Below are 11,719 nucleotides of genomic sequence, written 5' to 3'. Positions count from 1 at the left end.
ACTGATTAAATTCGGTTATATATTGTGTGATGATTTGCAACGTTGTGGAATATGGCATTTTATTCGTATTAATAGTAGCACTAACCTGCATTCAAGCGCATACCTATGTTGATGAATTATTTTAAAACCATGTTCAGAAGCCTTCGGAAAAAGAAGGTATTTACGCTAATAAATTTGTTCGGTTTTTCAACAGGCATGGCTGTCTGCCTGCTGCTTGTTTTATATGTGCAAAGTGAACTCGGCTGGGATAGCTTTCACAAAAACTCAAAGCAGATCTACCGGCTCGCGGTTGAAAGAAAATATACCAGTCGTACGTCTTTAAGAGGGACTATCCCTCCGTCCATTGGGCAGGCAGTAAAAAAGGAATTTGCTGAAGTGGAAGAAAGTGTACGGGTGATGGATATTTCAAATAGCGGCATATCCATTGCGGTGGGTGAGAAGAATTTTTTAGATGACAGGACGCTGGTGGTTGATTCTAATTTTTTTAAAGTCTTTGACGGAAATTTTGTTGAAGGGGACGTACAAACGGCACTGGCTAGCCCTGAGTCGGTTGTGTTAAACGAGGGCACGGCAAAAAGATTTTTCGGCTCTGCTAAAATGGCAATGGGGAAGCAAATTACCTTAGGCTATGGGCGGATCTGTTTTGTTTCCGGCGTTTGTAAGGATTGGCCGGAAAAATCGCATCTTCAGTTTAACGTGCTGGTTTCAATGACTGGTAACCAGGGAATGAATGATCCCAACTATTATGATTTTTATACGTACAATTATCTTTTACTTAATAAAAACGTCTCTGCTAAGTTTCTTGAGAGCAAGTTGCCGCTGATCGTTGAAAAATATGTAGCACCTACTATTGAGAAAGGTTTTGGCGAAACATATCAGCAATTTATCGCCGAAGGCAATGGTTACCGGTATTTTCTGCAACCGATAAATCAAATCCATCTTCGCTCTTTTCTTGTTGATGAAATGAAACCTGGCGGAAATATTCAGTCTGTGCGGCTGTTTATCGCTATCGGCATTTTCATATTGCTTCTTGCATGCATCAACTTCATTAATCTGTCAACAGCAATATCTGTTGAGCGGGCACGGGAAGTTGGTATCCGGAAAACTTTTGGTTCAGGTAAAGGTTCGATAATAATGCAGTTTTTGTCCGAATCAGTGGTGTTCAGTTTTGTAAGTATGGTACTGGCTGTTGTGATTGCATTACTGCTGTTACCTCAGCTTAACAAGGTTGTTAGCGCTAATCTTTCGTTCAATTATTTTTTTACTGCCCCCCATCTGGCAATGATAGCCGGATTTGCTGTGCTTACCGGAATTATAGCCGGGCTTTATCCTGCGTTCATACTATCAGGGTTTAAACCAATTACGGTTCTTAAGGGGCAATTTAAATCCGGTATAAAAGGAATTCAATTGCGCAACGTATTGGTCGTTTTTCAATTTGTCATATCTGTGGTGCTGATCATTTGCACCATTGTACTAAATAACCAGATGCATTTTGTACTGGACTATGACCTGGGTTTTAACAAGGATAATGTAATTGCGATAGACAACGCGTGGTATCTGCGCAGTGCGAAAAACACGGATGAATCTTTTATCAACGAGCTGAGAATGACAAAGGGCATTACAGACATAAGTAAATGCAGTGGGCTGCCGGGTGGAAAAAATGAAGCCAGCTGTGCCATGCAGGTAGTTGGAACCAATGTACAAAGAACACAGAAAACAATTTTTGTTGACCATAATTATCAAAAGACACTGAACCTGAAGTTGAAGGAAGGAAGATTTTTCTCAAAAGATTTTGCGACGGATTCTTTTAGTTTGGTATTGAACGAAACCGCGGTGAAAGATTTTCAGCTGAAGAATCCCATAGGCGCTAAAATTACCAGCACGGAAACTTTTTTTAACTCACCCGATGGTAAGCCAATAGTATATACTGTAGTTGGTGTGATTGAAGATTATCATTTTGAATCCATGCACGACAAAATTTCGCCATTGGTTATAACCAATTCTTCAAGGTTTGGATGGGGCACGATGGCATTAAAAGTTAGCGGGAACCGGTTGGCGGAATCAATGAATTCTATTGAGCACTTATGGAAACAATTCGAGCCGAAACATGACATACAGTTAAGCTTCCTGGATAAATCAATAGAGAATCTGTACAAGTCCGAACGCAATGCGTTGAAAATAATCAGTATTTTTTCTTTACTGGCAATATCTATTGCATGTACCGGCTTGTTGGGGCTTGTAACTTATGCAACGCTTCAACGCACCAAAGAGATTGGCATAAGAAAAGTGTTAGGTGCAAGCGCTGCCAATATTATTATGATTCTGTCGCGGGACTTCCTGCGTCTTATTACAATTTCCATATTGTTAGCATTTCCATTGGCCTGGTGGGCAACGAACAAATGGCTGGAAAAATTTGCCTATCACATACAGATCACCTGGTGGATTTTCGCAGTTGCCGGTGCATCTGCCGTATTGATTGCACTCTTTACAATAAGTTTCCAGGCAATTAAAGCAGCCGTCGCCAACCCCGTGAACAGTTTGCGGAATGAATAAGAAGGAAATGCTCGTCTCGTACCAACAAATCAGGGTATATTTTCATTCACTTTAGTCAGCGTGTAAGAAGGGGAGTTGAGTATTATGTAGAAAAAATCGCGCGAAGTAAGCTTGTTTCCAGGCTCTTCTCTTTGTTTGAAAACGCCCCGTGGTTACTAAACAATAAATTAGTCCGGTTGTTACAATAATTATAGGTTGATAATAACTCATAGATCCTGCCACAGCATCAATTGTTTCTGCTGTATCAATTACGGTTTTCAAAGGAGGATATAATATAATTGTATGTACAATAAATTTATTTGCACTAGTAACCATATCCTGCGCAATACCGCCTTTTTAATTGTTTTGCTATGCCCTGTATTCGTCTCTTACGGACAGCAAAAAGAACATTTCAAACCTATACATAGTGTTGGTCTCAATATTGGTCACGAACACTCTTTCAATGGCGTTGATGAAAACGGACACAGGCAGGTAACCGTGCTACCTTATTGGGGACTTGATTACAATTTTCAATTTGCCCGGAAGTTTGCAATTGGACTGCACACTGATTTTATCACTGAATCTTTTAAAGTGGAAAAGAATCTTGAAAGCGGACATAAAGAAGTGGTAGAACGTTCATATCCTATTGCCCCGGCTGTTATCGGTATGTACAAGCCGACAGAGCACTGGACTTTTGGTTTGGGCCTGGGTGGTGAATTTGCAAAAGAAGAGAACTATTTTTTAAGCCGGCTCAGTGCTGAGTACGGCGTTGAAATAAGGAATGGGTGGGAAGTATTCGGCGCATTACAATACGATTTTCGCTGGAATGCTTATGATACCTGGACGATAGGACTGGGAATTTTAAAAGCTTTTGGGAAAAAGGAGAAGCATGAGAACTAGCAGGAATAATTAAACAGCGGGATACGGTCAAGTACCGTATTTCGTGAAACATGAAACATGGCACTGTATGCATTGCAAAGTTGCTATCGTAATTCATACAACCTGTGTAACTATTTTGCCCCTCACTGTACATCAGGCTCACAATATATTTCAAGGTCATATTTGCGCACACCGCCATGTTTCGTGTCTCACGAAACACTCAAAGCATAAACAAGGTACCTACATTGATCCCTCCTCAATAAAATTATTTCAAAGCCTGCCACAATTCCCATTAATTACATCGTTATTTGCGCCGCTTCAATTTTTGCACCGATCAACTGTATCAGCTTTTCATAGTCGTCAGGTTTTTCGTCCTCATCAAATTCATCCTCATCATCTTCAAATTCATTATCAGCGTAAACAGATTCCCATTCTTCGTCTTTAAAGATGGTGTCTTCAAATGTTCCGGTAGTAGTAACAATGATCAGATGATAGCCTCCGGTAGGTGTTAGCTGTTCAATATCACAGCTTACGTCAAGTTCGCAAGTCATTTCCTTCATGACGATGCAATAAACGGGTTGACTGTCAAATTCAAGCTCTACCGTTTGATAGTTCAGCTTGCCAAGTGGATGCGTCTGCATTTTTTTTCTATCAAATTACAAAATATCCTTTGTGAGAACCAATTAAAGAATATTTTTTAAAAAGGAAGTCAAAACTTTACTACAGGGCCTGACCTGTCAAGGAAAACATATGATATCCCATTGTTACTGCAATAGATGTAATAGTCTTCGCCGGCTGAACAGTTTTCATGATCAGGTCAATATTCGGGAGACCTCTCATGTCGTGCCAATGACAGATTTCATAGCAGTAACATTTTTTACCGTAGGGAATTAAGCTTAATAGAAATGTGCGAATTGAGAACTTCATAGTCCGTTAGGACTTTGACCAAATAAAAGGGTTAATGTCCTACGGACAAGAAAGACCCTGTATGTTAGGGCTTCTATTAAACTTAAAGTCCTACGGACTATCGATGAAAAAGTATACTGTCGTCTCTGTTTGATTTTGGTTAACCACAATCAAAAATAGAATGACCGTACTCTTGCACAATCACGCCGACCGCCGTTGTTGGTATGAGGCGTGGCAATGTGCTCTGGCCTCCAACAACAAATTAAGTGGATCACATCTGTCATTTGCACCGAAATGAAGGCTCCTCATTTTGCATCTTGTTACTTTCTTTTTCTTGAAAAAAAGAAAGTCTCCCGCCTGAACGACTAGTGGGGCAGGAAAAAAATCGAGGCAAACCTCCGCCCGGATGAATCCGTTAGGACAGGCGATCGCTCCGTCCCCACAGCATTGTGGGGAGACCATCCCCTCCCCATGTGCTACTTGCGTCACTAATCAAAATCAACTTGCAGAAATCTGTCATTGGCACGATAGAAGACATCTCCCAAAGTTGATGATGCCTCCTTAACTAAACAACATTGATTAATTAATTAATTAATTAATCATGCAAAGTCATTTTCGTTGCTGTTCGCTTTAGTGAACGGATGATGACCGGCGGAAATTAAAAAAACAGCAATATTTTGCCCGGCAGCAATCTCAAAATCGTTTTTTTAATAACTTGTACAACCAACACCAATTGTCTCCCAAAATCGCCAGCCATGAAATCAATGTCTTGTTATGCCTTACTATTTATTCTTTTGATTGTTAGTATACCTGATGTATTTGCGCAAACGCAGTCAGCACAAACAAAAAACAAAAACAATACGGCTAACAAACGGTACCTGTATGTAGCCACACCCGGCATCCGTGATTATCTTGGTTTTGGCGGACATGGAATACTGGTGTTCGACATGAATAACAATCACCGTTTTATAAAAAGAATTAATACACGGGGATTTCACCCGGACGGCAAACCTTCCAATGTAAAAGGCATTGCAGTAAGTGTTCCGCTTAACAGCATTTATGTAAGCACGTTGGAATCGCTTCAACGAATTGATTTATCTACTGAGCAAATAGTTTGGGAGAAAAAATTTGATGGGGGGTGCGACCGCATGTCCATCTCACCGGATGGATTAACAATGTATCTGCCTTCACTCGAAAACCATTTCTGGAATGTAGTTGATTGCAAGACAGGTGAAATCATTAAGAAGATTGAAGTATATAAAAGAGCACATAATACCATTTACGGACCATCCGGACAACTGGTTTACCTGGATGATATCGGCAGTCCGTGGTTGTACATTGCAGATGCAAAAAAACATGAACTTGTAAATAAGATAGGTCCATTTGAAAACAACGTGCGTCCCTTTACCATCAATAGTAAGGAAACCATAGCTTATGTTACTGTTGATAGTCTGCTCGGCTTTGAAGTAGGCGACTTAAAAAGTGGCAAAAAACTTTCACATGTGGTGGTTGAAGGATGGGAGAGAGGACCGGTAAGGCGTCACGGCAATCCCAGTCACGGCATTGGCCTTACTCCTGACGAAAAAGAGCTGTGGGTTTGTGATGGTCATAATATGCGTCTGCATGTGTTTAATGCAACACCGCCTTATCAACAATTGACAACCATTCCCTTGCAGGATATGCCTGGCTGGATCACATTTAGCATGGATGGAAAATATGCCTATCCTTCCAGCGGCGAAGTGATTGATGTAAAGACCCGCAAGATTCTGTTGACCCTCACAGATGAATTTAATAACAGTGTGGCGAGTGAAAAGATGGTAGAGATACAGTTTGAGGGGAACAAAGCTGTAAAAGCGGGTGATCAGTTTGGGATAGGGAGAGCGAAGTAAGAAAATTGAAATTGTCTGTGCGTCTACGGATAATGATAAAAAAATGCTGATGGAGAGCTGTTGGCAACGGGTAATTCTGTAACGTGTTATTAATAATGTTGGAAAAGGTCCGGTGAAAGCCAGACCTTTTTTGGTTGATAAAAATGGTCGGACGAGATAGTTTATCCTGTAAAACACGCCGGATTAAATTTCTATATCGTGACTTTTTTAATTGATAATATTTCAACTCTTTTATACTTTCATGGTAATAATCTTAAGTTCTTAAATCGCGCTGATATTTCTCAGCTCACTTGATTATTTGTCCCCCTTTATTTTTTGTTTGAAAGCCGGTTTCAAACGTTGATAGTACTTCCAATGTCGTATGATATTGTGGTTAGGTTATTATGTGCATAGAAATATGTTGACAATCCTGCGTCGCAGATGATTAAATATTCTTTTGGCCTAAAACTGATAAAAATGAAAAAAAAATCTACAAACCCGTTAAAATGCATTTCTTCAATTAGTCAGGTATTAAAGCAGTATTTAAGCAGGAACCAGTTAAAGCTCCTGGTGCTTTTTTTTATGATTTGCAGTTCCAGGGCAATATTAGCGCAGTTACCAGTTATTAATTCAGTAACGCCGTTAAGCGGGCCTGCGGGAAGCACGGTGAAGATCAATGCCTCGAAGGTTGATCCGACTCCATCAAAAAATATTGTGTATTTCGGTGCCGCAAAAGCTACAGTTACTTCTGTTTCGGGAAACACACTTGACGTTATAGTTCCTAATGGTGCTACTTATGCGCCGGTTAGTTTAACGCAGAACAGGACAACTGCGTTCAGCACCCAGAAATTTGATCTTACATTTCCGGCAACAGGTCCATTGACTACCGGACTTTTGGCAACGCCTGTGATATTTAGCGCAGATGTAAATGCCAATGTACGATGCACATATCTGCAACCTGCTGATATTGATGGTGATGGTAAGGTAGATATTGTGTCGTTTGGTTTTGACGGAGATAATGGCGTTGGTACTTCCGATCTTACTTTGTTCAAAAACGCAAGTACTGTTGACAGTATTTCTTTGCAATATATGCCCGTAGCTCATTTTGGTTATGATGCATGGCTACATGTAGCTGATGTTGATGCAGATGGAAAGCTGGACATCATTGTAGCCAGCCACAACTATACCGGTAACGATTTTTTTTCGGTGTTTAGAAACCTGAGCACACCCGGAAAAATTCTGTTTGATGCAGTTAAAACTTTTCAACTTCCTTATCTGGGAAAGATAAAACTGGGTGATATGGATCTGGATGGTAAGCCGGACGTAATTTTTAATTCGCAGGACAGTGTATACTTTTTAAAAAACAGTTCTCAGAACTCGGTTGTTAATTTTGCCAAATCGCTCAACCTGAATGTAAAAGGGGGAAGAGTTGTCGATATAGCCGACTACAATAATGATAATCTGCCTGATCTGGCCATTTATAATGTAAGGGAAACCACACTCTTTATTTACAGAAATCATTCGAAGAAGGCTGTTAATTCCTTTGGATTTGATTCATACCTGACGTATAGCTCTTATGAAAACGCACTGGCTTCGGGTGATTTTAACGGCGATAGCCTTTTAGATGTCGGTGCGCTGGACATAAAGTATACCGGCAATCTTCATGTTATCAAAAATTCGGCGACAAAACTCAGCGATATCAATATGGAGTTAGTCACTAATTATTACACTGGGGTGGGCCCAACAGCTATCAATATTTCAGACATTAACGGCGATGGTAAGCCGGATATTTTTGCATGTAACGAACACTACACAATAGCAGCTTTTGAAAATGCAAGTACAATCAACAATATTACATTTAATCCAAAGGTTGACTTTGCTGTACCTAAATTTATGCAGGACATGGCTATAGTAGACATTAATGGCGACGGTAAACCAGATCTGGTAGCTTCGCAAAATCCGGGCAGCACTGTCTATGTGTTCAAAAATCAACTGACAATGTCGGGAGCGGCACCCGTGATTACATCTTTTTTTCCGGACGGCGGCGGCACCAATGATACGATACTCATTAAAGGGAAAAATTTTACCGGAGTAAGAAGTGTTAAGTTTGGAAATGTTGACGCCACATATATCACGCCGCTGTCTGATAGTGCTATTACTGCAGTTATAGGCAGTGGCGCTACGGGAGATATATCTGTAACAACAGGCTCAGGAACCCACAGTCTGCCCGGATTTACATACTTAACGCAACCTAGAATAACCATATTTACAGATTCAACATCTGTTTGCCAGGGAAGCGTAGTTACTGTGCAGGCTATTCCTGAAAGGAGATATCCCGCTTACCATTATCAGTGGTACAAAAATGGCGCAAAGATCGGCGACCTTACCAAGCCTTATGTTACGACGAAATTGCTGGATGGGGATTCCGTGTGGGCGACTATGGTCAATCCAATGTATACTGGTAGTGTCAAAAGTAATATACTTCATTTTACGGTGTCGCCCTCAATAAAGCCTACAATTGTTATCTCAGCCGATAAACGAAGCCCTATATGCAAAGGCACGTCCGTTATGTTTACCGCAAAGATCACGAATGGCGGTGCTCTTCCCGTTTATCAATGGATGAAAAATCAAAAACCTGTAGGAACAAATGCGCCAACTTATACAGACGCGAATCTTCAGAATGGAGATTCGGTTTATTGTGTGTTGACTGTAGTGGAAAGATGCGCAGTAATTCCTGTAACCAGCAGGCCAAGCGTGTTTGCAGTAAATGATTGCAGTACTTCAGGTGCATTAGCTAACAACGCTGCGCGAATGATAAATAATCAGACACAATTTGCCGATAATGCAAACGTTGTATCAAATCAATCGGCGACATTTAATGTATATCCAAATCCGGCCAACAGTAAGGTAGCGGTTACGTTCTCCGGTGAACCCGGTGGTAGCTATGTTGTCCAGTTTTCTGACGCAAATGGCAGGATATTGCAATCACAAAAAATTACATTACAGAACGGCGTTAGTAATACACAATGGAATGTTGCAGGTTATGCACCGGGCGTTTATCATGTAACGCTTCTGAATAAAAACAAATTTGTAAACAGCAAACAATTATTAATCGGACATAAATAAATAAGAAGAATAAGAGATTAAGCCTTTCCGGTCGCAGAAACCGGAAAGGTTTTTTGTTTTCAGAAGGAGAGCTTGATCTTACTGAGGCAAGTGTTTGGTTTCTGACGCGAGTGTCCCGAAGGATCACACGTGTCTATTTGATGATTTTGTAGCCCCGGATCAACGGCGCGGGTGATACCGCAGAACACTCATGCCAGAACGGGAAAATTTATGAAGATTAATAGGAGAGTAAACCTTTGTATATTTATGACACAGGGGCTATTCAGGTAAAATGCAATAAGATTAGGACAATCAATTGTAGATATGATTATGGTATCTTGCACACAAATGATGCACGATTTTTAGCCTTCATATAAAACTCAAGAAATCAATTGCTATATGACCCGCAAATTTCTAACCATCCGCCCTTTATGTTGTTTATTTTTTTGCTGCTTTTTGCAGTTTTCTTCAGTGGCCACTGCACAACAGCAAACAGATTGCAGCGTGGCTAAAAAGGTTTTGTCTGACGCCAGGCTTGATACCATAAAGAACAGAGCCTTACGCTTATTGTCTGGTTTTACTGCAGGCACATCTTATGGTGAAATATGGATCCGCGATCTGAACACTTTTATTAACGGATCCCTGCAGGTACATGACAGGAAAAAAGTGAGAGACATTCTTTTGATGTTCTTTAAGATCCAGGGAAGCGATGGCAATATTCCCGACGGTATAATAGACACTGCAAAGGCCGGGGTTGGCTATCAATACCGCTATTCACCCTTATTGCCGGGTTGGGCAGCTCATAAAAATACAGTTGAAACAGACCAGGAGTCATCGCTTATACAAGCTGTAAAAAAATATATCGATGCCACGGGTGACCGGTCTATACTGGCAGTGAACATTGGGGGTGAAAGCGTGGCCACACGTATGGAAAAAGCTTTGTTATATATAATGCATGACCGTTGGTCCGATAAGTATAAACTTGTTACCGGCGCTACCACGGTTGACTGGGGTGATGTTCAGCCTGAAAAGGGGTGGGGAGTGGCCATTAACGACAAGACCAAATGGGCAATAGATGTGTACGACAATGCTATGTATGTAAAAGCGATCAGGGATTGGATGGATATGAAACCTTCCGGCTTCACTGCTAAAGAAGACTGGAAGGCAGTTGCCGCAAACATAAGATCCCAGGTAAGAAAGTTCTTATGGGATGATGAAGCAAAGAAATATATTCCACATCGTTATATTAACGGCTCTCCGTTCTCACCTGATTTTAACGAAACATCAATTATATACACTGGTGGATCAATTTGTGCAATGATAGCAGGCTTTAATACACCCGGTGAAATACAGGCCATTAACAGCCAGATTGTTGCAGCTGCGAAAAAAGAAAAATTCGCTACAATTGGCTTGACTGTTTATCCTCCTTATCCGGAAAAGGAATTTCCGAATATGAAACCATTTACATATCAGAATGGTGGCGACTGGACCTGGTTCGGTGCACGGCTTATCCTTGTGCTCATTGACAACGGACAGGCTAATGATGCGTACAATGAACTATTACCTATGATAGATCGCGCACTTGCCGCCAAGGGTTTTTATGAATGGTATGATGTGCTTTCCGGAGCCCCGAAAGGATCTGGAGATTTTCGTGGAGAGGCCGGCGTATTGTTTGACGCCATAACTGCTTTGCAGCGCTGGGCAATAAATAAATGTGGCCAGCAATGATAGCACTGATCAAAGTGGTTGTAAGAAACAGGCATGTTGTTCGGTTTGCTATAAAGAAGATGCATTGGTATTAAAAATAAATCATCCTGCCGATGAAAGGTCGTCCGGTTCCTGTTATTATTGTTGCCATCCTGTTTATCGTTACAGGTTGTATCGGCTTTGTATATCATGCAAAAGAGTTATTCGACCGGGATCATGTATTATCCGAAGTCATCTGGATTCTTGTTCTGCGGATCCTGGCTGTGCTATGTGGTGTTTTGCTTCTTTACAGGATTAATTGGGCACGCTGGCTTGCTGTCGCGTGGATGCTATATCATGTAGTAATTGGCGCATTGAATTCAGTTGATCAAATGATTGCTCATATCATTTTTTTAGTGATAATTGTGGTGTTATTGTTTTTGCCGGTGTCTTCAAAATACTTCCGGCTCAAAAATGGCGGTGCCAAAAAATAATGCTATTGGAACTCAGACTGAATAATACATGGTGTTTCGTGAGACACGAACCACGGCTGTCAGCTTTCAGTTTTAAGCTTTGGGCTTTAAGCTTCCCACTTCCCTCACACCTCCAGCTTCCTCTGCAGCTTCCTTCTCTGCCTTCTCGGCAATCGTTCAATTGAGAGTCCCTGTACAACAATAGAAAACAAGACAACACAATAAGTTGTAAACAGGAAAAGATCTTTATGCAACCCTTGCGAAGGACAG

7 protein-coding genes are annotated in these 11,719 nt (G+C 41.0%); 6 read left to right on the top strand and 1 reads right to left on the bottom strand.

Features of this window, described 5'->3' with window-relative positions; all coding sequences use genetic code 11:
- Nucleotides 1–111: 111 nt before the first annotated feature.
- Entirely contained in the window at nucleotides 112–2,553 is a 2,442-nt protein-coding gene (locus QTN47_RS19925; RefSeq protein ID WP_369331176.1) for an ABC transporter permease, read from the top strand.
- 282 nt (nucleotides 2,554–2,835) lie between these two features.
- On the top strand, nucleotides 2,836–3,432 hold the full coding sequence (locus QTN47_RS19920; RefSeq protein WP_369331175.1) for a hypothetical protein: 597 nt from the start codon (nucleotides 2,836–2,838) through the stop codon (nucleotides 3,430–3,432).
- A 275-nt stretch (nucleotides 3,433–3,707) separates the two neighbouring features.
- Here the strand turns inward: QTN47_RS19920 and QTN47_RS19915 are convergent, their stop codons facing one another.
- Nucleotides 3,708–4,052 carry a hypothetical protein gene (locus QTN47_RS19915; protein ID WP_369331174.1) on the bottom strand — a complete coding sequence of 115 codons (345 nt, stop codon included), beginning with the start codon at nucleotides 4,050–4,052 and terminating at the stop codon, nucleotides 3,708–3,710.
- A 1,020-nt stretch (nucleotides 4,053–5,072) separates the two neighbouring features.
- Between QTN47_RS19915 and QTN47_RS19910 the strand changes: the two genes are divergently transcribed.
- From QTN47_RS19910 to QTN47_RS19895, 4 genes are all read left to right on the top strand, one after another.
- Complete coding sequence (locus QTN47_RS19910) at nucleotides 5,073–6,206, top strand: YncE family protein (RefSeq protein WP_369331173.1); 1,134 nt, start codon at nucleotides 5,073–5,075, stop codon at nucleotides 6,204–6,206.
- A gap of 456 nt (nucleotides 6,207–6,662) precedes the next feature.
- Nucleotides 6,663–9,311, top strand: a complete 2,649-nt coding sequence (locus tag QTN47_RS19905) for an FG-GAP-like repeat-containing protein (protein ID WP_369331172.1) — start codon at nucleotides 6,663–6,665, stop codon at nucleotides 9,309–9,311.
- A gap of 483 nt (nucleotides 9,312–9,794) precedes the next feature.
- Entirely contained in the window at nucleotides 9,795–11,018 is a 1,224-nt protein-coding gene (locus tag QTN47_RS19900) for a glucosidase family protein (protein ID WP_369331171.1), read from the top strand.
- Nucleotides 11,019–11,110: 92 nt separating this feature from the next.
- Nucleotides 11,111–11,470 carry a hypothetical protein gene (locus QTN47_RS19895; RefSeq protein ID WP_369331170.1) on the top strand — a complete coding sequence of 120 codons (360 nt, stop codon included), beginning with the start codon at nucleotides 11,111–11,113 and terminating at the stop codon, nucleotides 11,468–11,470.
- Nucleotides 11,471–11,719 lie beyond the last annotated feature (249 nt).

The organism is Danxiaibacter flavus (assembly GCF_041060425.1).
GTDB classification, from domain to species: domain Bacteria; phylum Bacteroidota; class Bacteroidia; order Chitinophagales; family Chitinophagaceae; genus Danxiaibacter; species Danxiaibacter flavus.
Note: the sequence above shows the minus strand (reverse complement) of the source record. Positions and strands in the feature narration are given on the sequence as shown.